Genomic DNA, 22,860 nt, shown 5'->3' on the forward strand with positions numbered 1-22,860 from the left:
GTCAGAAACCGTGGCGCAAACCCAGCAGAAAACTCACGTCCGGCGAAACCCCGGTGTTCAGGTCTTCGATAATCGCAAATTCCATGCGCGAGCGCTCGCTGAGCTGCCAGTCCACGCCCAGCGCGCCGGACACGGCGGTGCCGTCGAGCGCTTCGATATCGGTATTTTCATAGAACGGGCTATGCGCATAGCCCTGTACCTTGACCACCACCGAGGGCAGCACCGCATAGCCCAGGGTCGCCCAGCCGAAGGCGACTTCCTGTACGCGCTGGTCTTCGAGCACGTCGCCCTCGCCGGAATACAGCCCGCCCACGCCGGCGAGCATGCGCCAGCGCGAAAGGCCGCCCTGGTTGTTGCCGATCGTGCCCCACAGAGATACGTCGGCCGCGCCGCTGCCGGTCAGCCGATCTGCATCGCCGGTCGGCAGCTTGAGTTCGCCAGCGAGGGCCATGCCCCAGTCGCCGAAACCGGCCAGGCGCTTCTTCAAGCCCAGGCGCACATCGCCCACGCCGGACGGCGAATCGCTCACGTCGAGGGCAACGCGACCATCGCGCTCATATCGAAACGACTGGCGATCGCGGGGCGCATCGGATCGCCCGCCGTCGGAAAACCCGAACAGATCGTGGAAATCGTCGATGAAACCGTCGGCAAAGCCACCGCTGTGATCGACGAAGGGTATTTCGATACTGGCCTGCCAGTCGTTGGCCAGACCACGCTCGAATACCAGCGCGGCACGGGTGGTTTCGCCGTCGAACAACAGGCGTTCGTTGCCGCTGTTCTGTTCGGTGTAGTGGCTGGTGAAATCCACGCGCAGCCCGCCACGCCAGGCGCCGGGTTCGACCACGGTATAGCCGTCGGCTCGCGGCAGCCCGTAGATCGCCACCGTCGGCGACTGGTCCGAAAACGCCAGCGGCTGCGGCGCCTGTCCGTCGTCGGCCTGTGCGAGTACCGGTGTGACCCCAAACAGAGTAGAAAACAGCAGGCACGACGCCCCGCATGCCCGTAAACGACCCAGCCCCATAACGCGTCCCCCAATGGCCGCGCCCCCGAGCGCGGTTTTTAGTTATCGATCAAGTCATACCGGATCGAGTTTGGCATAGCCGGCGATCAGCCACTTGCTGCCCACCCCGTCGAAGTTGACCTGAATCCGCGCGCGAGCGCCATCCCCTTCGAAGGCCAGTACCGTGCCCTGGCCGAATTTCTTGTGCGCCACCCGCTGACCGAGCGACAGCCCGGCCGCGCGCTGTTCGGACTTGGCGATGCTGCCCGGGCGATACACCGGCTGGCTGATGCCCGCCTGCGGCCGCACTTCGCGCAGAAAGTCGGCCGGGATCTCGCGCAGAAAACGCGACGGCGCGCACAGATTCTCCGAGCCATGCAGGCGCCGCACCTCGGCATGCGAGATGTGCAGCTTCTCCATTGCCCGGGTCATGCCGACATAGCAAAGGCGGCGTTCTTCCTCGAGGCCGTTGTCGTCGTCGACCGAGCGCTGGTGCGGAAACAGACCTTCTTCGAGGCCGACCATGAACACCAACGGGAACTCCAGGCCCTTGGCCGAATGCAGGGTCATCAACTGAACCGATTCGTCCCATTCGCCGGCCTGGTTCTCGCCGGCTTCCAGCGAGGCATAGGCCAGAAACTGGGTGACCTCGTCCATGGTGTCGTCGTCATCGGCCGCATAGGCCCGGGCGGCGGATACCAGTTCGTCGAGGTTTTCCTTGCGGCCTTCGGCTTTTTCGTCGCCGCCCTTGCCGTGGTGGGCCTTGAGGTCGGTGGCCGTGATCACCTTTTCGGCGATTTCATGCAGGGCCATGCCTTCGATCTCGGCATCCAGCGTATCGATGAGTTCGATGAAGGCCATGACCATCTTGCCGGCACGGGCCGGCAGCCCATTCTCGGCCAGGTCGAACGCGGCTTGCCACAGGCTCATCGCGCCGGCGCGGGCATGGCTGCGGATCTTGTCGACCGTGGTCGCACCAATGCCACGCGTAGGCGTGTTGACGATACGCTCGAAGGCGGCATCGTCGGCCCGGGATTGCAGCAGCCGCATATAGGCCAATGCGTCCTTGATCTCGGCGCGCTCGAAGAACTTCTGGCCGCCGTAGATGCGATAGGAAATCTCGGCCGCGATCAGCCGCTCTTCGAGCACGCGCGACTGGGCATTGGAGCGATAGAGGATGGCGATATCCGAGCGCTTGCCGCCGTCCGCGATCCAGTTCTGGATACGGGTAACGACATGCTGGGCCTCGTCGTACTCGTTGAAGGCCGCATAGACGTCGATCGGCTCGCCATCGGCGCCAGCGGTCCACAACTCCTTGCCCAGCCGGGTGAGATTGTGGCCGATCAGCCCGTTGGCCGCGCCCAGGATCGTGCCGGTGGAGCGATAGTTCTGCTCCAGACGCACGGTGGCGGTGTTCTTGAAGTCTTCCTCGAAGCGCAGGATGTTATCCACCCGCGCGCCGCGCCAGGAATAGATGGACTGATCGTCGTCGCCGACGATGAACACCTTGCCGCTGTCGCCGGCCAGCAGGCGAATCCACGCATACTGCAGCGCGTTCGTATCCTGGAATTCGTCGACGAGGATATGGCTGAAGCGCCGCCGGTAGTGCGCCAGCAGGTCGGCGTTGTCGCGACAGGTCTCGAAGGCGCGCAGCAGCAGCTCGGGGAAATCGACCAGGCCGGCCGATTCGCGCGCGCTCTCATAGGCCTGATAGACGCGAATCATCTGACTGCGCGCATAGTCGCCGGTATCGGCCAGATCACGGGGACGCTCGGCGGCCTCCTTGCAGCTGTTGATGAAGCCCTGCATCTGGCGCGGCGGCCAGCGCTGCTCATCCATTTCCAGATTCTTGAGCGTGCGTCGTACCAGGCGGTACTGATCGTCGGAATCGATGATCTGGAACGCCTGCGGTAGCTTGGCTTCCTTGAAATGCAGCCGCAGCAGCCGGTGGGCGATCCCATGAAAGGTGCCCACCCATAGCGCGCGGGCCGGTACGCGCAGCATCGGCTCGAGCCGGGCACGCATCTCGCCGGCGGCCTTGTTGGTGAAGGTCACGGCCAGTATCGACTGCGGCGAGACGCCCTCGACGCCAATCAGCCAGGCAATACGATGAATCAATACCCGGGTCTTGCCCGAGCCCGCGCCGGCGAGCACGCGCATATGCCCCGGCGGTGCGCCCACCGCTTCGCGCTGGGCTTCGTTCAAAGAGTCGAGAATTGTCGATACATCATCCATGGCGCGCATTGTAACCAATGCGCCGCCCCCGCCGGCCGGGCATTCATGGACGCGAAAGCTCAGCGCGATAGACTCAGCGGCTGGGAGACACGAGCAATCGCCGTTTAACGGCCCGCTTTCGGAGAATACCGACCATGCGTCGAATTTATGCCGCTTCGCTACTGTTGCTGTTGGTTGCCTGTGCAACCTCGCCGACCGGGCGCAATCAGCTCAAGCTCTTTTCGGAAGAAAAGATCGCGCAGATGGGCGTTCAGAGCTATCAGCAGATGAAGCAGAAAGAGCCCATCGACACCAGCACCGCCGACAATCGCTATGTGAAATGCGTGGCCGATGCGGTCACCCGCGTCACCGGCGGCGAATGGGAAATCACCGTCTTCAAGGACGACCAGGTCAACGCCTTCGCCCTGCCCGGCGGCAAGATCGGCGTTTATTCCGGACTGCTCGACGTGGCCAAGACCGACGACCAGCTCGCTACGGTGATCGCCCACGAAGTGGGGCACGTACTCGCCGACCACGGCAACGAACGCGTCTCCCAGCAGGCTGCGACCCAGGGCGGACTGCAGGTCGTGTCGGCCTTTCTGGGCGGCGGCGGCGGGGGCGGCAATCAGGCCGTGATGTCGGCGCTCGGCCTCGGTGCGCAAGTGGGCATACTGCTGCCGTTTTCGCGCACCCAGGAAAGCGAGGCCGATACCATCGGCCTGGAACTGATGGCCCGCGCCGGCTTCGATCCGCGTCAGTCGGTTGCGCTATGGCAGAACATGGCCGCAGCCGGCGGCGAGAAGCCGGCCGAGTTCATGTCGACCCATCCGTCCAACCAGAGCCGGATCAACAACCTGCAAAGCCACATGAACCAGGCCATGCAGCTTTACCAGCAGGCGCCCAACAAGCCGAACTGCAGCTAGCGCCAGGCTGGCCCGATCGAGCGCCCGCATACCCGGTGTAGCGGGCCGATTGGGGCGCTTGAATTTTTTTTCGGCTTGAGCTATTGCAAGCAGCGAAAAATATGTAGACTCGGAATTGTTCGGCTTAGCCGTCCTCCGTTGGTCTTAGTTTGGTGTCGTTGACGAGTCCGTACGGTTTTTCAGAAATAATGACACGGTATCGCTAGGATCAGTCGAGATGAATATTTACGTGGGCAATCTGTCGTGGAACACCAATGACGACGAACTCCGGGGCGCTTTCGAAGCGTTCGGTGAAGTATCGTCGGCCAAGGTGATCATGGACCGCGAAACCGGCCGTTCGCGCGGCTTCGGCTTTGTGGAAATGCCGGACGACAACGATGCCAAGCAGGCCATCGAAGGCATGAACAACAAGGATCTCGGTGGTCGCACCCTGCGGGTGAACGAAGCCCGTCCGCGCGACGATCGTCCGCGCGGCCCGCGTCGCTTCTAAGCGCTACGCGCTACGCATAACCGCGAAGAAGAAAGCCGCCATCGTGCGGCTTTCTTTTTGTGCGCTAGATGAAATCGCAGCGCAGCTGCGACTGAACGAACGCGACAGGCGGGCCGCACAGCGGCCGAGCCGGTGCGTTTGCAAGCGGCCAGGGCACGCCCGAATACCGGGCGTGCCCGCGGTTCCAGCACTCAGCCGGTTGCAGCCGTGGCCTGGCTACCCGAGGGGGCCAATGCCGGCGCATCAGCGACCGGCTGGCTCTGGCTATCGGCCGCCACCACGTGGTTTTCGCCGGCGCGTACCTGCCAGGCGCTGGCAAAGCGCTGCTGATCGTTGCGGCTTTCGATATCGTCGACGTACCACCATTCGGCCTGCATACGCTCGGGCGTGATATCGAGCAACAGATAGCCGCGCTTGGTTAGCTCGACATATTTCATATGCGGGTTCTGGCTCAATAGCGCGGGGCGGGCGTCGTTGCTGTCCCTCCCTGGCGAGGTGACGGCTGTCGTCACGAACTCCACGCCCATCGAGCCCATGCCGGTATCCGGATCATAGGCTGTGGCGTCGTTCGGGTCTTCGGTAATATCCAGCGCCCAGGAGGTATGGATATCGCCGGTGAGCACCACGACGTTGTCGATGGCCACATTCGGGGCGGCCTGGCCGCCGCGGATTATATTCCACACCTGATCCCGCGCCCGCGGGTAGCCGTCCCATTGATCGGAATTGATGAACACACCGCCCTGGCCGCCGGGATTGGCGGTATTGCTCGAATTAGGCGCGCCCTGGCGCTTGAGCTGGCCGAACATCACCTGCTGACCAATCAGCTTCCAACGCGCCCGGGTCTGCTGCAGCTGCCCGGCCAGCCATTGGCGCTGCGCGTCGTCGATCAGGCTGCGGTCGGCGTTGGCATAGTCGCCGGTATCGGTGAAATCGTCCCCGGCATTGGGGGCTAGCTGCTCGTCGCGGCCGATCAGGCGCGTATCCAGCATCGATAGCGAAACCAGATCGCCGATCTCGAAGCCGCGATAGATACGGTCCGGGTTGTCCGGGTCGGTTTCGCGAATGGGCATCCATTCGTAATACGCCTGGATGGAGGCGGCCTCGCGTTCGCTCCACGGCCCTTCGCCGCGGTCGGGGTCGTGGTTCTGGGCACCGTTACGCCAGCTGTCATTGGTCGATTCGTGGTCGTCCCAGACCGCGATCATCGGGTGCTGGCGATGCAGCTCCTGCAGGTCGACATCGGTTTTGTAGCAGGCATGACGGGTCCGATAATCGTCGAGGCTGACGATCTCGTAGGGCGGCTCGGGGGCCCGGCCGAGCGGACGGCCATCGCCATATTCCTTGGGATTTTCTTCCGGCCCGACGCCGCGCCCCGGATATTCGTATAGGTAATCCCCCAAATGCAGCACCAGATCCAGATCGGCGCGTTCGGCCACCCGGCCATAGACGTTGAAGAAGCCGAACGGATAGTTCGAGCAGGACAGCACCGCCATGCGCAGCCGTTGCACCCCGGCCGCCGGCAGCGTGCGGGTACGCCCCATCGGGGAACGCTCGCCGGCGGTTTCGAACTGATAGTAGTAGGTGGTGCCGGCGGCCAGCCCGGTTACATCGGCCTTGACCGTGTAATCCCGTGTGGCATCGGTGATGACGGTGCCACTACGCAGTACGTTGCTCATGTCCGGGGATTCGGAGAGCATCCAGTTGACGCTGACATCGCCCTCGCTCGACGGGGTGACCCGGCTCCAGAGCATGACGCGGTCAGTCAGCGGATCGCCGCTGGCCACGCCATGGGCGAACGTTTCGGCACTGCTGCCCGGCGCACGCGATACGCGCGCGGCACTGCCGCCATCGTCGCTGCAGCCGCCCAGCCCGACCACGGACAGAGCCGCGCCGCCGGCAAAGCCGGCCCGGCGTAGAAACGAACGACGGGTTTGCGGCGCAAGCGCGCTGCGATGATTTTGCTTCGGCTGACCCATGGCATAGCTCCTGCTGAAGATTGGACGGCTTCAGCCTGAAGCGGGCCTATGAAGTCTTCATGACCCGTCCCGGCGCTCGAACACGGTCGCCGGCAGGGCCAGACCCGTGGTCGGCAGGTGGATCTGGCGCAGGGTCACGTAGACGAACAGCAGCGGATTGACGTCGTAGATGGCCCGCAGCGGCGCGATCAGCGCGGGGTCGATGAAGCCCTTGTCAGCCAGCTGCGCCAGATCGACCGCCCCAGCCAGCGCCGAGCGTGGATAGCCGCTGGCATAAACAAGACGATCGAAGAACTGCGGATGCTGTAACAGCGGAATGAGCACCGTTTCAGCACGTTTACCGGACAGCACACCGTCAAGCGAAATCGCCAGCTGTTCACGATAGGCGCCCACCCGCAGCAGCGTGAACAGCGCCTGCATGACCGCGCCTTCGTCGCCCGCCACGTCGCCGATCGACACGGTGAGCCGCACACCGGCATCGAGCGCGGGCCGCAGGGCGTCGACATCGACCGCGCCCTCATCCCCGCCTGTCTCGGGTCCCGAGCCCAACCGCATATGCAAACGCAGATCGCGCTCGGCCATCACCGCATAGGCGGCCCGGGCCGGCGCGCCGCCCAGATCGATGTGCTGGGCGGTCGGCCACCAGGCCACATCGCGCACGCCGGCATCGGCCCAGTCTGCGAGCACGGCTGTCGCATCGGGGCGTGCCGGATGCACCGACACCACCGGAATAAGCCGCCCGCCGCTGCGCGCTGCCAGTTCCACCACGTCGGCATTGGCGACGAACCCCGTGGTGGCCTGTTCATCCAGTTCGCCATCGGCGCTATAGACGGCGTCCCGGGCGAACACCTGGGCACGATAGGCCGCCGGCATGGCCTCGATCTGGCGCAGCAGACGCGACGCATACACATCGAACACCTGCAGCTCGTCTTTCACCCCCGCGGCATGCCGCAGAAACTGCCAGTCGAGCCAGGCACGCGGCGTGGTGGGCGACCCCGCAGGCACCCGCGGCTGGGCCGGCTCGGCCTCGAGCTGGCGACCGATGCGGTCACTCGACAGCAGCGTGATCCGATGATCCACGACCGCGCCATCGATATCGGCCAGACTGTCGGCGATCAGTTTCCGTGCCGCCTCCGGCAGTACCCAGTCGGCGTCCTCCGGCTGATGGGACCAGGCGCCGGCATAGGTGTTGAGCACGGTATGCCAGCCGGCCACGCCGGCCACGGCCACCAGCGCCACGAACAGGGCCAGCACGCCCAGCCGGTTGAACAGGCGCTCGTAGCTCATCGTTCAACCCGTGGCCGCGGGACGGCCCTCTACCACGGTTTCGGCATGCAGACAGGCCACCCGGGTCTGCTCGCCGAATGCGCGCAGGGCCGGCGTCTGCGCGCCGCAGTCCGCCTGGGCCCAGGGGCAGCGGGTACGAAAAACACAGCCCGATGGCGGGTCGGCCGGCGACGGCAACTCGCCCGGCAGGGCGATACGGCGGCGGCTGCGCTCGATGGTCGGGTCCGGGCGGGGCACGGCTGACAGCAGCGCCCGAGTGTAGGGATGCGCGGGGGTATCGAACAGCACATCCGAAGGCGCCCGCTCCATGACCCGGCCGAGATACATCACCATCACCTCGTCGCTGATCTGGCGCACCACCGCCAGGTCGTGGGCGATGAACAACAGGGCAATACCGAACTCGGCCTGAAGCTGTTGCAGCAGTTCGACGATTTTCGCCTGGATCGAGACATCCAGCGCCGAGACCGGCTCGTCGCAGATCAATACCTTCGGCTCCACCACCAGCGCACGGGCAATGCCAATGCGCTGACACTGCCCGCCCGAGAATTCGTGCGGATAGCGATTGATATGGGCCTGCGACAGCCCCACGCGCTCGATCATCGCCGCCACGCGCCGGCTGCGATCCGCGCGGCTCAGATCGGGCCGCAGATGGCGCAACGGCTCGGCCACGATCTGGCCCACCGTCATGCGCGGGTCGAGACTGGCCAGCGGGTCCTGAAAGATCATCTGCACATCGCGGCGCAGCGCTTTCCAGCTGGCAGCGCGATCGTGGCGCACCTGCTGACCCAGGAACATGATCAGCCCCGAGGTCACCGGAACCATACCGGTCAATGCACGCGCGAGCGTGGACTTGCCGCAGCCGGATTCGCCGACCAGGCCCAGCGTTTGCCCGGGCTTGAGATCCAGGCTGACGCCGTCCACGGCCTTGAGCGGGTTCGCCGCGCCGCCGAACCAGCCGCCGCCCTGCTCAAAGTGCACTTTCAGATCGTCTACCCGCAGCAGTGCTTCGCTCATCGACAAGCCGTTCTCGTAACGCATCGCAAACCCGATAACGATGGTACGCTGGACTCGTGAATTCGCCCACTGCACCCGGCGCCCTGACGCGCCCCAGCCAAGCGGGGCCGAGCCTGTCGTTGTTGAGCTTCAACATGCAGGTCGGCGTCGGCACCAAACGCTATCGCGAGTATGTCACCCGCGGCTGGCGCCATGTGCTGCCCAGCCAGCAGGTGCGCGACAATCTCGATCGTATCGGCGAGCTGCTGGTCGGCCATGACATCATCGGCCTGCAGGAAATCGATGCCGGCAGCCGGCGCAGCCAGTATCGCAACCAGATCGAGCAGCTCGCCGAGGCTGCCGGCTTCGAATACTGGCGCGTTCAGGTCAACCGTAATCTGGGCCGCGTGGCCCAGCACGGGCTCGGCCTGATCAGCCGCTATACGCCCTTTGCCGTGAGCGAGCACAAGCTGCCGGGGCGCCTGCCCGGGCGCGGCGCGCTGATTGCGCGCTTTGGCACACCCGACGAACCCCTCACCGTGGTGATCACGCATCTGGCACTGGGCGCGGGCAGTCGCGCCCGCCAGCTGGCCGCGATCTGCGAGCTGGTCGCCCGGGACCGGCATGTGGTGATCATGGGCGATACCAACTGCACCGCCGCGGCGCTGATTGCCGACCCGGCGCTCGCCGCCAGCGGCCTGCGCGTCTACGACCGGCCGCTGCCGACGTTTCCGAGCTGGCGCCCGCGCCGCGGAATCGACCATATCCTCACTTCACCGAGCCTTGCCATCGATGAGGCCCGGGTGATCGATACCGTGCTGTCGGATCATCTGCCACTGCATATGCGTATCGCGCTGCCCGCGCCGCTGGCCGAGACGCTGGGCGCTCGCCACGCCCCGGCATGACGCCGCCGACCCAAACGGGCCGCTAGAAATACGACGAGAACAGCCAGAAGAAGGAGTCGCGCAGTCGCGTGGGCCAGCGCCGCCGCCGCAGTTCCGCGAGCGAATAGGCGCGGCTTTGCGCGATGGTGTCACGAATATGCCGGGCCAGACCGGCCACGCCCACCGGGTCGAAGATTTCCACCGCCAGCTCGAAGTTCAGGCGCAGGCTGCGCGGGTCGAGATTGGGCGAGCCGACCAGTGCATAGTCCTCGTCGAGCACCAGCAGCTTGGTATGGGCGAAAGGCGGCGGCTGGTAATAGATCTGTACGCCGCGCATCATCAGTTCGCCCAGCGCATGCCGCGAGGCCCAGTGCACGAACGGCAGGTTGTTCTTCGCCGGCAGTACGATCTTCACCTCCAGGCCGCGCAGCGCCGCCGACTGCAGCGCCCCCACGAGCGCCGGGCCCGGCAGGAAATACGGCGTCATGATCAATACGCTGCGTCGGGCGCTGGCGATCGCGGTCTGGATAAGCGTGGTCAGGCGCTCGGTATCGCGGGTGGGCCCGTTTTCGATACTGCGACAGGCCGCATTGCCGGCCGGGGCGATCTCGCCGCGCGATACCCCGGTCTGGCGACCGGTGGCAAAGGCCCAGTCAGATAGAAACACCGCCTCGATCTGGCGTACCACCGGCCCGGCAAAACGAAAATGCATATCGGCCACGCCATTACCGGTTTCCACCAGATGCCGGTCGCCGATATTCATGCCGCCGGTGAACGCCACCCCCGCATCGGTCACAAGAATCTTGCGGTGATTGCGCAGATTGATCTGCAGCGACGGCGGAATAAGCCGTGGCGGCAGAAAACGCGCGGCCTGCACGCCCTGCTTTTGCAGCAGTCGTACGGCGCGCCAGCCCGGCCAGGCATAGTATTCGCCGACCCCGTCGATGAGCACGCGCACGTCCACACCACGCTCGGCCGCGCGTGCCAGGGCCTTGATAAAGCGTTTGCCGGCCCGGTTGGTTTCGAAGATGTAGGTGGTCAGATAGACGAAACGACGCGCCTTCTCGATCGCCTCCAGCATGGGCGGATAGGCCTGCTCACCGTCGTAGAGCACGTCCACGCCGTTATCGGCGACCACCGGCCAGGCCGAAAGCCGATCGCCGGCGGCGGCCAGGCCCAGTCGGCGGCGATCGAGTATGTCGCTGTAATCGCGCAGCTCGGCGTTGGCCCCCGGCTGGTGTGCCCCGAGCCCATGGCGCGACTGGCGATCCAGGCGCCGTGCCCGTATGCGCACGCGATTGACCCCGAACATGTAATACAGCAGCGGGCCGATCGGCGGAAACAGAATCGACACGCCGATCCAGCCGAATGCGCTGCTCGGTGTTTCCCGGGTGAGCAGCGCATGCACGCTGGCCGCGATCGCGCTGCCGGTCAGCACCACGACCGTACCCCAGAATTTGAGCAGTCCGATCAGCTGCGGATCGGTCAGATAGTCCGGCAGGTTCATGAAGGCGCGCGCGCGAAATGCGGCGTCTCGAGCCTGGGCACCGCGGCCAGCAGGTCACGGGTGTAGGGATGGGCCGGCGATGCGAAGATCGTGTCGATCGCGCCGCGTTCGACCACTTCGCCAGCGCGCATCACCAGCAGCCGTTCGCACTGGCCGGCCACCACACCCAGATCGTGGGTGATCAGCAACAGGGCGACTTGGGTGCGCTGGCGCAGCTCGGCCATGAGATCGAGGATATCGGCCTGCACGGTCACATCCAGCGCGGTGGTGGGTTCATCTGCAATCAGAATATCCGGCTCACAGGCCAGCGCCATGGCAATCATTACCCGCTGGCGCATGCCGCCGGAAAACTGGTTGGGGTAATAGCGAATCCGCCGGGCCGCATCCGGGATCTTGACCGCCTCGAGCATGTCGATGGCGGCTTTGGTGGCTGCCCGGCCACGCAGACCGCGATGGCGGGTGATCACTTCCCTGAGCTGGGTGGCGATACGCAGATGCGGGTTCAGGGTGGTCATCGGATCCTGAAAGATCATGGCGATACGCGCACCGCGAATGCGCTCGAGCGCGCGCCGTCTGGCGCCGATCAACTCCAGACCGCCGCGGTCCGTTTGCAGGGTCGCGCTGCCCGTGACCCGGGCGTTGTCTGCCAGCAAACCCATCAGGGCCAGCACGCTCTGGCTCTTGCCCGAGCCGGACTCGCCCACGATGCCCACCGACTCACCTGCTGCCAGCTGCAGATCGAAACCGCGCACGGCCTCCACCACGCCATCGGGCGTGTCGAAACTCACTTTCAGATCGCGAACGTCGAGCAGCATGCGCCCAGTGTATGACAAGCGCTGCACGCCGGTGCGCAGTTGTCGGCATCAAAACGACGGCCGGCATATATCCATCGCAAGCCTCTCGTGGCGGACAGGGCCTGTCGTGCCTGCGAAGTGCATGCACTTTTATAAATCGAAAGATGCACGCTAACCGCGCAACAGCCCGTAATTGAGCCTGGTGCGAACGCCGTTGCCACCCAGCGCAGGGCGTTCGGAGGTTGGCACTGAAACTGCATGCAATCGTTCGTACTCCCGATCAGGCGATTTCGACGATGGCAGCCGGCAACGAAGCGAACCCGCGTTCCCGCAGCACGGCTGTACGTGAAGGTACGAGCGTCGACGATATGGTCACGCGGCTATCACAGGAGATCGTGGCCGGCGACTGGCCCCCCGGCACCCGCCTGACCGCGGCCGGCATTGCCCAGCGTTTTGCCGTCTCCCGCACGCCGGTGCGCGAGGCCTTCGGCCACCTGTTTGCAATGGGGCTCGTCGAGCGCCGGCCCAACCGCGGCGTGGTCACGGCGTCCATCGACGAGCAGGAACTGTTCGCCATGTTCGAAGCCATGGCCGAGCTCGAGGCCGCCTGCGCGCGTTTCTGTGCCTTGCGCATGCCGCTTGCCGAACGACGTGCGCTGCAGGCGTTGCACGAATCCGCGCGCGCCTGGCTCGACGAGTCACATCGAGCGCAATACAGCGCCTTCAACGACCGATTCCATAGCGCGCTTTACGAGGGCTCGCGCAGCGATCACCTGATCGAACTCACCCGAGCGACGCGTGCTCGGCTGCAGCCATTTCGCCATACCCAGTTCGCGATCGAACGCCGCACCCTGCATTCCTTTGACGAACACGCCGCCATCGTCGCCGCTGTCGTGGCCGGCGATGCCGCAGCGGCAGCCGAGGCCGCACGCGCTCACGTGCTCTCGGTCGCGCGCAGCGCGCGCTGCTATGTCGAAGCGCGCAGCGAGTCCGCGCCATGACTGTCTGCACGCTACCCCCAAACCAATCTCGTACAGGTGCGACCAACGGCGCCGGTACGCAATTTTCGCTTTTCAAACCCTATCGACCGTTTCGTTTGAGGACTCAACCATGAGCAAGACGCTTTCCCTGCCCGCCGACCCTTATCGCTGGCCGTTCGACAACGAAGTCGCGCTGTCGAAACTGGCCGTGATCGTGATCGACATGCAGACCGATTTCTGCGGGCGCGGTGGCTATGTCGATCGCATGGGATATGACCTGTCCCTGACCCGGGCCGCGGTCGAGCCGCTACAGCGCGTATTGGCAGCGGTACGCCGGCACCCGGAAATCATGGTCATCCATACGCGCGAAGGTCATCGCCCCGAGCTGGTCGATCTGCCCGCCAACAAGCGCTGGCGCAGCGAGCAGATCGGCGCGACGATCGGCGAACCCGGCCCCTGCGGGCGCGTACTCACGCGCGGCGAGCCGGGCTGGGAAATCATCCCCGAGCTGGCGCCGGCCGACGGCGAGATCGTGGTCGACAAGCCGGGCAAGGGCTCGTTCTATGCCACCGATCTGGAGCATGTCCTGCATACCTGTGGGCGCACCCACCTGATCATCGGCGGCATCACCACCGATGTCTGTGTTCATACCACCATGCGAGAAGCCAACGACCGCGGCTTCGAATGCCTGATGCTCACCGACTGCACCGGCGCCACCGAAACCCGGCACCGCGATGCCGCGATTTCCATGATCAGCATGCAGGGCGGCATCTTCGGCGCGACCGCGCCCTCCTCAGCCCTGCTCGCCGGGCTCGAATCCGCCTGATCGCCAAACGAGGCAATCCGTCCACGCACACCATCGACAAGGGCCCCTCATGCGCGATACCGCACAAAACACACAGGCCGCATCCACCCACGAGTTCGAAAACGAACCGGTGCCATCGACACATCGGCATTCGCTGCTATCGGTCACGCTGGTCTGGATCGGCTTTCCACTGGTGGTCACCGGCGGCTTCCTCGGCAGCGAACTGACCCGGGCACTGGGTTTCGACCTCGCCGTGCTCGCAATCGTGGCCGGCAACCTCGTCATGTTCGCCTATGTCGGCGCCCAAAGTGTCACCGCCGCACGCACCGGCCGTTCGTTTTCGCTTTTGTCGCGGGATGTGTTCGGCCCCAGGGCCGCCCAGGCCGTCTCCGCGTTTCTGTCGACCCTCGTGGTCGGCTGGTTCGCGGTCCAGACCGGGCTGGCCGGCGCAGGGCTCGAAGACATGCTCGGCTGGCCCGCGCTCGTCGTCAGCCTGTTCGCGGGCGCGCTGTTCACCGGCATGACCATGCTCGGCGTGCGTGCGCTGACCGTGGTGGGAGCGTTGTCGGTGCCGTTTTTCATCATCATGGCGGTCGCAGCGCTCGCGATCACGCTGGCCGACCATTCCTGGCAGCAGATCGGCGGCTATGCCGGCAGCCCCGATGCGAGTGCGATCACCATCGGTATCGGCATGACGATGGTCATCTCGCTGTTCATCGATTCAGGCACGCTCACGGCCGACTTCACCCGTTGGGCAAAACGCCCGACCCATGCGCTGATCGCCACCGCGAGCGCCTTCCCTGTGGCCAACGGTCTGTCGATGATGCTCGGCGCGGTGGTCACAGCCGCCGGCACGGCACAGGACGGCAATTTCGCCGCCGTGGTGGCGGGGTATGCGCCGTGGCTGACGCCGATCGCCGCCCTGTTCTTTGTCATCAACTGCGCCTCGGTCTGCATGCACTGTCTCTACAACGCGGCGACCGGCTGGAGCCAGGTGGTTTCACAACGTTTCGCCACCATGGCGATCGTGTTCGGGGTAATCGGCACGCTCGCGGCGAGCGCCGGTGTCTGGGACATGCTCATCGGCTGGCTGAGCCTGCTGGGGGTCGTGGTTCCCGGGATCGGCGGTGTGATGATCGCGCACTTCGGACTCAAGGGCATCGCCGGGGAAGCCAACCCGACGGCCGCGCTGGCCGGCTGGGCCATCGCTATCGTACTGGCCGCCTTCGTCGATGCGTTCCTCGCCCAGCTGTCGGTCGCGGTGACTGCCATGGTGGGTGGCGCTGCCGGGTTCTGGCTGGTGGATAGGCTGGGCATGGGCCGGGGGGCCAATTCAACGGTACGCCCGGATCGGGCGACCCCGCGAACCCCATGAATTACGCAGACAAGCGTCGGGCCGACGGCTTTGTCGTACCCGAGGCCGGCCCACGCACCGGCCCGGGCTGGGAGAGTTTGCGCGACGGCGTCCAGATATTCGTACTACAACCCGGCTACGAAGCAACACCACGGATCGCCCTGCTCGACTATGCGCCGGGCGCAAGCGTGCCCTGGCACCGTCACGGCGGCGACGAGCACATTTACGTGCTCCAGGGCAGCCAACAGGACGAAAACGGCTGCTACGCGGCCGGCAGCTATGTCTACAATCCGGCGGGAAGCGCCCACAGTGTGGCCAGTCCCGAGGGCTGTCGGGTGCTCATTCAGTGGTTTGCACCGGTGGTCTTCGAATGACCGCCTAGCGATCCTTCGGATCGAGCGCGTCGCGCAGACCGTCGCCGATGAAGTTGAAGCAGAACAGCGTGGCGGCCAGAAACACCGCCGGCACGATCAACAGCCAGGGGGCCCGATTCATTTCGTCGGCGCCGTCCTTGATGAGCGCGCCCCAGGAGGTGGCCGGCTCGGCCACGCCGAGTCCGAGAAAGCTCAGGAACGATTCGAACAGAATCACCTGCGGAATGGTCAGGGTGATATAGACCGCCACTACGCCGAGCAGGTTGGGCACGATATGGCGGGCGATGATCGACACCGCCGGCGCGCCCGACATGCGCGCGGCCTCGATAAAGGGCTGCTGTTTGAGCGCGAGCGTCTGCCCGCGCACGATACGCGCCATGTCCAGCCAGTTGATGGCACCGATGGCCACGAAGATCAGCAGGATATTGCGGCCGAAAAACACCATCAGCAGGATCACGAAGAACAGGAACGGCATCGCGTAGAGAATATCCACGATGCGCATCATCACGCCGTCCACGCGCCCGCCGGCATAGCCGGCCGTGGCCCCGTAGGCCACGCCGATGACCAGGCTCACGAGCGTGGCGACGAAGCCGATCATCAAGGAAATACGCCCGCCTTCGAGCGCACGTACGAACAGATCCCGCCCCAGCCCGTCGGTGCCGAACCAGTGGGCGTCCGTCGTCGTCGGTGCGACCCAGATCGCGCCGTAGTCCTGGGCGAAGTAGTTGTGTGGCGACAGCCACGGGCCGACCACCACCGCGACCACGATGAAGCCGAGCACGCCAATCGAAGCCAGCGCGGCCTTGTTCGAGCGCAGCCGGCGCAGCGCATCCGAAAACAGGCTGCGGCCATGCGCCGCCTGCTGCATTTTCTTGCGTCGCCCGAAGATCATGCGCGACTTCGCTCGATTGAACCGACCACCCACGCCATCAGTAGCTCACCCGCGGGTCGAGCCAGCCGTAGAGCAGATCGACCGCCAGATTGAAGGCCACAATGAGAATGCCGTAGAACAGCACCACGCCCATCACCAGCGTGTAATCGCGGTTGAGCGCGCCCTGTACGAAGAACTGGCCCAGCCCCGGAATGCCGAAGATCGTCTCGATGACCACCGAGCCGGTGATGATGCCGGCCGCGGCCGGGCCCAGAAACGACACGATCGGCGTAAGCGCGGCGGGCAATGCATGCACCCACACCACGCGCGCCGCCGACAGCCCCTTGGCACGGGCGGTACGAATATAGTTCGAGCGCATGACTTCGATGGTGGAACCCCGGGCCAGGCGGGCGACATAGGCCATCATGGCGGTACCCAGGGCAAGCACGGGCATGACGTAGTTCTGCCAGCCGCCCAGCCCGCCGGCCGGCAGCCAGTCGTTATAGACGGCCAGCACCAGAATCATGAGCGGCGCGAGCACGAAATTGGGAATCGAGATGCCCAGCATGGCGATCGCCATCGCGCCGTAGTCCGCCGGGCGGTTCTGGCGCAGGGCCGCGAGCATGCCCAGCGGTATGCCAAAGATCAGCGCAAACGCTAGCGAGGCCGCACCGAGCTTGAGCGAAACCGGAAAACCCGAGGCAATGAGATCGTTGACGCTGGTATCGCGGTACTGAAACGAGGGCCCGAAATCGAAATGGGCGATATCCCAGATGTAGCGCCCGTACTGCTGGTAGAGCGGCTCGTCGAGGGGATACTTGGCTTCGAGATTGGCGCGCACCTGGGGCGGCAGCTCGCGATCGGCGTCAAAGGGCCCGCCGGGCGCGGCCCGCATCATCACGAACGCCAGCGTCAGCAGAATGAACAGGGTGGGAATCGCCCCGAGCAGGCGGCGCAGCGCATAGCTCAACATGAGCGGCTGCGCCCGAGTGGCGAGATTCGTATCGACCTGCTCACGGTTCGATCGACAGGTCCTTGCTGTAGTAGGAATCCAGCGGGTTGCCTTCGAAGCCCTTGACGTAGTCCTTGATCAGATACTTGCTGACATAGAAATAGATCGGAATGATCGGGCTGTCGGCCAGCAGGACCGATTCGGCTTTCTTCATGGTCTTCATGCGCTCGGGGCCGTCCGGCATATGCGCCTGTTTTTCCTGCAGGCGGTCGTACTCGGCGCTGGCATAGCCGGTACCGTTGAGCCCGAACTTCGAATTCATCAGCTCGAAGAAGGTATTCGGATCGTTGTAGTCGCCGATCCAGGCCAGTCGGTAGACCTCGGTGTCGGTGCCCTGGCGCACGCTGTCGAGAAAGACCTTCCATTCCTCGTTGCGCAGGGTCACCTCGGCCCCGAGTACGCTGCGCCACATCGCCGCGATGACCGAGGCGATCTTCTTGTTGCCTTCACCGCTGTTGTAGCGAATCTCCACCGTCAGCGGCTTGTCCTCGGAATACCCCGCCTTTTTGTAGAGTTCCCGGGCCTTGGCCTCACGCTTCGAATCGGACAGCTTCGCCCATTCGAACTGGGCCCCGGCATAGCCTTCCACCACCGGCGGAATCCAGCCGTGGGCAGGAATTTCGTCGCCGCGGGTGATCTTGTCGACGATAGTACGCCGGTCGATCGCCATCGACAGCGCCTGGCGCAGCTCCGGGGCATCCTTGAACGGCGGGCGTTTGACGTTCAGGCCGTAGTAGTAGACGCCCAGCGTCGGCTCGGCGTGCAGCTGGGCCGGAATATGTTTCTTGATCGTCTCCAGCCGCGAGATCGGCACGGTCGTGGCCCAGTCCAGTTCCCCGGCCTGATAGCGCGACAGCGCCGAGTTCTGATTGGTGATCGGATAGAACTCGACACGGCCGATCGACGTCTCGTCATCACCCCAGTACTCGGGGTTGCGCTCGAGCGCGATCATGGAATTCACGCGCCAGCTTTCCATGCGATAGGCGCCGTTGGTGACCGCGTTGCCCGGCTGGCTGAACGCGGCGCCGTACTCTTCGACGGCCGGCCGGTAGACCGGATAGCTGATGCTGTGCGCCAGCGTGCCCAAAAAATAAGGCGTGGGCGCGGTAAGCGTGATTTCGAGCGTGCGGTCGTCCACGGCGCGTACGCCCAGCGCCTGCGGCGGCTTGTCGCCAGCGATGATCGCCTTGGCGTTGATGATCGCCGCATGCAGCTGGGCGTAGGGCGAACCGGTGACCGGGTCGACGCTGCGCCGCAGGCTGTAGACATAGTCCTGCGCGGTCAGCGGCTCGCCGTTGGACCAACGCAGGTCGTCACGCAACTTGAAGGTATAGACCCGCTCCTCGTCGCCGATCTCCCAGGATTCGGCATCGGCCGACTCGATCGCCCCGCTCGGCGAAATCTGGACCAGGCCCGAATACAGGTCGCGCAGAACGTTGGCCGCGGGCACGCTGCGGGCCTGATGCGGGTCCAGGCTCTCCGGCTCGGCGCCGTTGCCGCGACGCAGGACCGTGCTGCCGTCTTCACGGATTTCCGGCGTGCTCTTGACCGGGAATTTTTCCGATTCGTCGCTGCTGCACGCCGTGATCGACAGCGCAACAAAAAACACACACCCGAACGCTCGAAGCTTGTTCAATTTGGCCCCGCAAAACCGCTTTCTGATTGACTGCCGGCCGGGCAAGACAGCTGAACGTCAGCTGCTGTTCAACGCATTCAAAACAAAGGCCGGTGCATACCCGCGCTATCAACCCCGCATGAAGATATTTTCATCACGGGTCGCTAGCTAGGTTACACGAATGTTTGCCGCCCAACGCAAGACAACGCGCGGCCGGATACGGCTCAGGGCGAATGCCGCCGCGGCCAAACGCTTGCCCGGTTTGGGGCGCCGTTCAGGCGCTCTTTGCCAGCTTCATGCCCAGCTTTTTCAGGTGAACCAGCAGCAACGAGATCGCGGCCGGCGTCATGCCCGGAATACGCGAAGCCTGGCCGATGGTGGCCGGGCGTACGTCCTCGAGCTTGCCGCGCAGTTCGTTGGACAGCCCGGATACCGCCGCGTAATCCAGGTCGGCCGGCAGGGCGGTGGCTTCGTGCTGGCGCGTCTTTTCGATCTCAGCGCTCTGGCGGGTGATATAGCCCGCGTACTTGGCCTGGATTTCGACCTGCTCGCCGACCGCTTCCGCGGCCTCGGCGTTGAGGTGCGACAGATCGGGCGCGCCCACGCTTTCAATGGCCACCACACAGGCATGATCCACGCCCGGGCGCTTGAGCAGTTCGGCCGCGGGCGTTGCCTGCTTGAGCACGCTGCCCAGAACGCGTTCGCCGCGATCGGCGCCGAAGTCTTCCGGCTTGACCACGATCGCCGATAATCGCGCCTGTTCGGCGGCCACCGCGTCGCGCGCCGCCTTGAACGCCGCCCAGCGCGTATCGTCAACCAGCCCCAGCTCCCGGCCGACGGGGGTCAGGCGCGTATCGGCATTGTCTTCGCGCAGCAGCAGGCGATGCTCGGCGCGCGAGGTGAACATGCGATAGGGCTCGATCGTGCCGCGGGTGATCAGATCGTCGACGAGCACGCCCAGATAGGCTTCGTCGCGGCGCGGCCACCAGGCGCTTTCGCCGGCCACCGCCCGAGCGGCGTTGAGCCCGGCCAGCAGGCCCTGGGCGGCGGCTTCTTCATAGCCGGTGGTGCCGTTGATCTGGCCGGCGAAATACAGCCCGGCAATGGCCCGGGTTTCCAGCGTGTAGGAAAGCGCCCGCGGATCGAAATAATCGTATTCGATGGCATAACCCGGCCGGGTGATATGCGCGTTCTCGAAGCCGGCGATCGAGCGTACGACCTTCTGCTGGGTTTCGAACGACAGGCTGGTGGAAATACCGTTGGGATAGACCTCGGCCGAGGTCAGGCCCTCCGGCTCGATGAAGATCTGATGTGAGGCCTTGTCGGCGAAGCGCACCACCTTGTCCTCGATCGAGGGGCAATAGCGCGGGCCCACCGAATCGATCTGCCCGGAGTACATGGCCGATTCGCCAATGTTGTCGGCGATGATCCGATGGGTGGTTTCGTTGGTATAGGTGATATGACAGCTCACCTGGCGCGGATGCTCGCCGCGCTCGCCCATGAACGAAAACCCCGGCGCGGGCTCGTCGCCCGGCTGTTCGGCCAGCTGCGAATAGTCGATGCTCTTGGCATCGATACGCGGCGGCGTGCCGGTCTTGAGCCGGCCCACCGGCAGGTCCAGCGCGCGCAGGCGCTCGGATAACGCATTCGAGGGCGCATCCCCCGCGCGACCGCCGCCGAAGCGCTTGTGGCCGATATGAATGGTGCCGCCCAGAAACGTGCCCACCGTCAGCACCACCGTGGGTGCATGAAAGGCCAGGCCCATGGTGGTCATCACGCCGGCCACCCGATCGCCATCGACGATCAGATCGGCCACCGACTGCTGGAACAACGCCAGATTGGGCGTGTTCTCGACCATCGAGCGCACGGCGGCCTTGTAGAGCGCACGATCGGCCTGGGCACGGGTCGCGCGTACCGCCGGTCCCTTGCGGGCGTTAAGCGTGCGAAACTGAATGCCACCGCGATCGGCGGCCCGGGCCATGACGCCGCCCAGGGCATCGATTTCACGCACCAGATGGCCCTTGCCGATACCGCCAATGGCCGGATTGCAGGACATCTGGCCGATGGTTTCGATATTGTCGGTCAAAAGCAGCGTACGCGCGCCCATACGGGCAGCGGCGGTGGCCGCTTCGGTGCCGGCATGGCCGCCGCCGACCACGATGACGTCGAAATCGGTCTGCGTGTTCATTGCGCGCTCCCGCGACATGGCCGCGGTCGAATTGGAAAACCCGGTATTTTAACGTGTTTTGTGCTTCATTTGCGTTGCGCGAAGATTTCTGGCTTCGCCCCTACGATCGGGCGTGGGTTCATCGATCGATGCCACCGGCGCGACCGCCGTCGAAATCGCTCGTCTCACACGCCGCGAGCGACTTGCAAGCCTGGATCAAAGCCGCTCGCGGGCAGCCTCGAACTGGTCGACCATGGCTTTCCAGCCGATCTGGTTGCGGCCGTTGAGCGTAAGCCGCCCGGCCTCGATCGTGAGCCGCAAACGATAGGCCGCGCCGTCGTCGATCGATTCGATCAGGTTCTGTTGCACCAGTTCGGCCAGGGCCCGATCGATATCGGCGTCTTCGATGGTCTCGGGCGCCCGCCCGCTGGCCTGCATTACCTGAACGGTCAGATCACGGGCCAGGCCCGCCGGCACCCGGGTTTCGAAGTCCACGTCCAGCTGGGAAACCACGTCCGCCAGCAGGCGGGCGCGGCGCATCTTTTCGGGGGCCTGAACGCGCAGCGCCAGACGGACATCGCCTTGAGGCGTGGTCAGACGCAGGCGCGGTATCTCGATACGCGGGCCGCCTTCCAGCAGCGCGGGCAGCGTCTCGCGGTACAGCTCGGCCCGGGCGGCTTCATTGATCGCGCCGGTGTCGGCATTGCGCATTCGACCGAGCTGGGCGGCCAGCGCATGCCAGGCATGCAAATCCAGATCGGCCACCCGGGCTTCCAGCGCCAACGGGCCATATGCCTCGTTGTCGAACACCGCGCGCGCGATCCTGCCATCCAGGCGTGCGCTGAGACGGCCCGGCGCGCCGGGCAGGCTTTGCCATTGCCAGGCCAGCGTCTTCAGCAGCAATGCCTGTCCGAGCCCGTCTGCCAGGCTCAACGAACGCGCGCGTACCGTGCCGCTGCCCCCAGCATCGAGCCGTGCGTCGAGTTCATGCCAGGCCAGCTGTCCGCCGTCGGCGCCGACGATGCTGAACTCCGGGGCATTCGCGTCCAGGGCGAGCGAGCCGCCGCTCAGCGGTATCCGTACGTCAGCCTCGATCGGCGCGGTTTCGATATGGGCCAGCAGCCGATCGCGCGAAATATCCAGCGTGCGCCCGTCGAAGCGCAGCCGCGAGCGAGCCACCCCGTCGAACCCGACCCGCGTCAACACCTTCAGGGGCGCCAGGGCCGGCTCGAACACGCGCCTGGGCCAAAGAGACGCCAGATCGATATCGGTTACGCCCACACCCAGGCTGGGTTCGAAGCCTTCGTCGCGGGCCAACGGCGCACCGAACGGCAGCGGGCCGTGATGAATGCGGGTATGCACAGTGGTGCCGGCACAGGGCGGCGCGCTGCACAGCGGTGGTGCGAGCTCGAGGCGCATGGTCGCCGTGGAACTGAACCAGCCACGCTCGAACCGGGCCTGGGTGACTCGAGTCACGCCGGGACGGTCGAGACGGGCAACGACGCCGGCGAACTCGCGCTCCAGATAAAGTCCGACCAGCGCCGGCGCGGCCGCGGCCAGTACGAGCAGCGCCAGCACGCCCAGAATCAGGGTCCTGCGAATCATGCGGCGTCC

At 65.1% G+C, this 22,860-nt stretch carries 19 protein-coding genes; 7 read left to right on the forward strand and 12 right to left on the reverse strand.

Features of this window, described 5'->3' with window-relative positions:
• Nucleotide 1: 1 nt before the first annotated feature.
• On the reverse strand, nucleotides 2-1,021 hold the full coding sequence (locus CMN27_RS08430; protein ID WP_293625586.1) for a DUF3187 family protein: 1,020 nt from the start codon (nucleotides 1,019-1,021) through the stop codon (nucleotides 2-4).
• A 54-nt stretch (nucleotides 1,022-1,075) separates the two neighbouring features.
• Nucleotides 1,076-3,235, reverse strand: a complete 2,160-nt coding sequence (gene uvrD / locus CMN27_RS08435) for a DNA helicase II (RefSeq protein ID WP_293625588.1) — start codon at nucleotides 3,233-3,235, stop codon at nucleotides 1,076-1,078.
• A gap of 134 nt (nucleotides 3,236-3,369) precedes the next feature.
• On the opposite strand from uvrD, the gene CMN27_RS08440 reads away from it, so the two are divergent.
• Both CMN27_RS08440 and CMN27_RS08445 read left to right on the forward strand, forming a co-directional pair.
• Nucleotides 3,370-4,137, forward strand: coding sequence for a M48 family metallopeptidase (locus tag CMN27_RS08440; RefSeq protein ID WP_293625590.1), 768 nt, complete (start codon nucleotides 3,370-3,372; stop codon nucleotides 4,135-4,137).
• 217 nt (nucleotides 4,138-4,354) lie between these two features.
• Nucleotides 4,355-4,627 carry an RNA-binding protein gene (locus CMN27_RS08445; protein WP_006914093.1) on the forward strand — a complete coding sequence of 91 codons (273 nt, stop codon included), beginning with the start codon at nucleotides 4,355-4,357 and terminating at the stop codon, nucleotides 4,625-4,627.
• A 191-nt stretch (nucleotides 4,628-4,818) separates the two neighbouring features.
• On the opposite strand, the gene CMN27_RS08450 is transcribed toward CMN27_RS08445, so the two are convergent.
• From CMN27_RS08450 to CMN27_RS08460, 3 genes are read right to left on the reverse strand one after another with little or no spacing between them, the layout of a single operon-like run.
• Nucleotides 4,819-6,603, reverse strand: coding sequence for an alkaline phosphatase D family protein (locus CMN27_RS08450; RefSeq protein WP_293625595.1), 1,785 nt, complete (start codon nucleotides 6,601-6,603; stop codon nucleotides 4,819-4,821).
• Nucleotides 6,604-6,660: 57 nt separating this feature from the next.
• Nucleotides 6,661-7,890, reverse strand: a complete 1,230-nt coding sequence (locus CMN27_RS08455; protein ID WP_293625596.1) for a hypothetical protein — start codon at nucleotides 7,888-7,890, stop codon at nucleotides 6,661-6,663.
• A gap of 3 nt (nucleotides 7,891-7,893) precedes the next feature.
• Nucleotides 7,894-8,904: an oligopeptide/dipeptide ABC transporter ATP-binding protein gene (locus tag CMN27_RS08460; RefSeq protein ID WP_293625597.1), complete on the reverse strand. Its 1,011-nt coding sequence runs from the start codon at nucleotides 8,902-8,904 to the stop codon at nucleotides 7,894-7,896.
• 56 nt (nucleotides 8,905-8,960) lie between these two features.
• Between CMN27_RS08460 and CMN27_RS08465 the strand changes: the two genes are divergently transcribed.
• Entirely contained in the window at nucleotides 8,961-9,788 is an 828-nt protein-coding gene (locus CMN27_RS08465; RefSeq protein WP_293625598.1) for an endonuclease/exonuclease/phosphatase family protein, read from the forward strand.
• Nucleotides 9,789-9,810: 22 nt separating this feature from the next.
• On the opposite strand, the gene CMN27_RS08470 is transcribed toward CMN27_RS08465, so the two are convergent.
• Complete coding sequence (locus CMN27_RS08470) at nucleotides 9,811-11,274, reverse strand: phospholipase D-like domain-containing protein (protein ID WP_293625599.1); 1,464 nt, start codon at nucleotides 11,272-11,274, stop codon at nucleotides 9,811-9,813.
• On the reverse strand, nucleotides 11,271-12,089 hold the full coding sequence (locus tag CMN27_RS08475; RefSeq protein WP_293625600.1) for an ABC transporter ATP-binding protein: 819 nt from the start codon (nucleotides 12,087-12,089) through the stop codon (nucleotides 11,271-11,273). The genes CMN27_RS08470 and CMN27_RS08475 overlap by 4 nt, the downstream gene beginning before the upstream one ends.
• A gap of 275 nt (nucleotides 12,090-12,364) precedes the next feature.
• On the opposite strand from CMN27_RS08475, the gene CMN27_RS08480 reads away from it, so the two are divergent.
• The 4 genes from CMN27_RS08480 (at nucleotide 12,365) to CMN27_RS08495 (ending at nucleotide 15,581) form a co-directional block, all read left to right on the forward strand.
• Nucleotides 12,365-13,069, forward strand: coding sequence for a GntR family transcriptional regulator (locus tag CMN27_RS08480; RefSeq protein WP_293625601.1), 705 nt, complete (start codon nucleotides 12,365-12,367; stop codon nucleotides 13,067-13,069).
• Between the two features lie 109 nt (nucleotides 13,070-13,178).
• Entirely contained in the window at nucleotides 13,179-13,874 is a 696-nt protein-coding gene (locus CMN27_RS08485; protein WP_293625602.1) for an isochorismatase family cysteine hydrolase, read from the forward strand.
• A gap of 49 nt (nucleotides 13,875-13,923) precedes the next feature.
• A complete protein-coding gene (locus CMN27_RS08490) occupies nucleotides 13,924-15,228 on the forward strand; it encodes a cytosine permease (RefSeq protein ID WP_293625603.1) in 1,305 nt (434 codons plus the stop codon).
• Nucleotides 15,225-15,581, forward strand: a complete 357-nt coding sequence (locus CMN27_RS08495) for a cupin domain-containing protein (protein WP_293625604.1) — start codon at nucleotides 15,225-15,227, stop codon at nucleotides 15,579-15,581. The genes CMN27_RS08490 and CMN27_RS08495 overlap by 4 nt, the downstream gene beginning before the upstream one ends.
• A gap of 4 nt (nucleotides 15,582-15,585) precedes the next feature.
• Here the strand turns inward: CMN27_RS08495 and CMN27_RS08500 are convergent, their stop codons facing one another.
• The 5 genes from CMN27_RS08500 to CMN27_RS08520 all read right to left on the reverse strand — a co-directional run bounded on the left by CMN27_RS08500 (nucleotide 15,586) and on the right by CMN27_RS08520 (nucleotide 22,851).
• Nucleotides 15,586-16,473 (reverse strand): ABC transporter permease subunit, encoded by an 888-nt coding sequence (locus tag CMN27_RS08500; RefSeq protein ID WP_293625605.1) that lies wholly within the window; start codon nucleotides 16,471-16,473, stop codon nucleotides 15,586-15,588.
• A 37-nt stretch (nucleotides 16,474-16,510) separates the two neighbouring features.
• Nucleotides 16,511-17,425 (reverse strand): oligopeptide ABC transporter permease OppB, encoded by a 915-nt coding sequence (gene oppB / locus CMN27_RS08505; protein WP_293625606.1) that lies wholly within the window; start codon nucleotides 17,423-17,425, stop codon nucleotides 16,511-16,513.
• Nucleotides 17,426-17,465: 40 nt separating this feature from the next.
• Nucleotides 17,466-19,073 (reverse strand): peptide ABC transporter substrate-binding protein, encoded by a 1,608-nt coding sequence (locus CMN27_RS08510; RefSeq protein WP_293625607.1) that lies wholly within the window; start codon nucleotides 19,071-19,073, stop codon nucleotides 17,466-17,468.
• A 280-nt stretch (nucleotides 19,074-19,353) separates the two neighbouring features.
• Nucleotides 19,354-21,267: a tRNA uridine-5-carboxymethylaminomethyl(34) synthesis enzyme MnmG gene (gene mnmG / locus CMN27_RS08515; RefSeq protein ID WP_293625608.1), complete on the reverse strand. Its 1,914-nt coding sequence runs from the start codon at nucleotides 21,265-21,267 to the stop codon at nucleotides 19,354-19,356.
• A 195-nt stretch (nucleotides 21,268-21,462) separates the two neighbouring features.
• Entirely contained in the window at nucleotides 21,463-22,851 is a 1,389-nt protein-coding gene (locus CMN27_RS08520; protein ID WP_293625609.1) for a DUF945 family protein, read from the reverse strand.
• Nucleotides 22,852-22,860: the final 9 nt, after the last annotated feature.

The sequence above is a fragment of the Salinisphaera sp. genome, from assembly GCF_002729955.1.
In the GTDB taxonomy this organism is placed as follows: Bacteria; Pseudomonadota; Gammaproteobacteria; order Nevskiales; family Salinisphaeraceae; genus Salinisphaera.

What these genes read in the sequence shown, in the direction of transcription:
- CMN27_RS08430 (WP_293625586.1), bottom strand. Translation starts at nt 1,021, where the DNA reads ATGGGGCTGGGTCGTTTACGGGCATGCGGGGCGTCGTGCCTGCTGTTT.
- uvrD (WP_293625588.1), bottom strand. Translation starts at nt 3,235, where the DNA reads ATGGATGATGTATCGACAATTCTCGACTCTTTGAACGAAGCCCAGCGC.
- CMN27_RS08440 (WP_293625590.1), top strand. Translation starts at nt 3,370, where the DNA reads ATGCGTCGAATTTATGCCGCTTCGCTACTGTTGCTGTTGGTTGCCTGT.
- CMN27_RS08445 (WP_006914093.1), top strand. Translation starts at nt 4,355, where the DNA reads ATGAATATTTACGTGGGCAATCTGTCGTGGAACACCAATGACGACGAA.
- CMN27_RS08450 (WP_293625595.1), bottom strand. Translation starts at nt 6,603, where the DNA reads ATGGGTCAGCCGAAGCAAAATCATCGCAGCGCGCTTGCGCCGCAAACC.
- CMN27_RS08455 (WP_293625596.1), bottom strand. Translation starts at nt 7,890, where the DNA reads ATGAGCTACGAGCGCCTGTTCAACCGGCTGGGCGTGCTGGCCCTGTTC.
- CMN27_RS08460 (WP_293625597.1), bottom strand. Translation starts at nt 8,904, where the DNA reads ATGAGCGAAGCACTGCTGCGGGTAGACGATCTGAAAGTGCACTTTGAG.
- CMN27_RS08470 (WP_293625599.1), bottom strand. Translation starts at nt 11,274, where the DNA reads ATGAACCTGCCGGACTATCTGACCGATCCGCAGCTGATCGGACTGCTC.
- CMN27_RS08475 (WP_293625600.1), bottom strand. Translation starts at nt 12,089, where the DNA reads ATGCTGCTCGACGTTCGCGATCTGAAAGTGAGTTTCGACACGCCCGAT.
- CMN27_RS08480 (WP_293625601.1), top strand. Translation starts at nt 12,365, where the DNA reads ATGGCAGCCGGCAACGAAGCGAACCCGCGTTCCCGCAGCACGGCTGTA.
- CMN27_RS08485 (WP_293625602.1), top strand. Translation starts at nt 13,179, where the DNA reads ATGAGCAAGACGCTTTCCCTGCCCGCCGACCCTTATCGCTGGCCGTTC.
- CMN27_RS08490 (WP_293625603.1), top strand. Translation starts at nt 13,924, where the DNA reads ATGCGCGATACCGCACAAAACACACAGGCCGCATCCACCCACGAGTTC.
- CMN27_RS08495 (WP_293625604.1), top strand. Translation starts at nt 15,225, where the DNA reads ATGAATTACGCAGACAAGCGTCGGGCCGACGGCTTTGTCGTACCCGAG.
- CMN27_RS08500 (WP_293625605.1), bottom strand. Translation starts at nt 16,473, where the DNA reads ATGATCTTCGGGCGACGCAAGAAAATGCAGCAGGCGGCGCATGGCCGC.
- oppB (WP_293625606.1), bottom strand. Translation starts at nt 17,425, where the DNA reads ATGTTGAGCTATGCGCTGCGCCGCCTGCTCGGGGCGATTCCCACCCTG.
- mnmG (WP_293625608.1), bottom strand. Translation starts at nt 21,267, where the DNA reads ATGAACACGCAGACCGATTTCGACGTCATCGTGGTCGGCGGCGGCCAT.
- CMN27_RS08520 (WP_293625609.1), bottom strand. Translation starts at nt 22,851, where the DNA reads ATGATTCGCAGGACCCTGATTCTGGGCGTGCTGGCGCTGCTCGTACTG.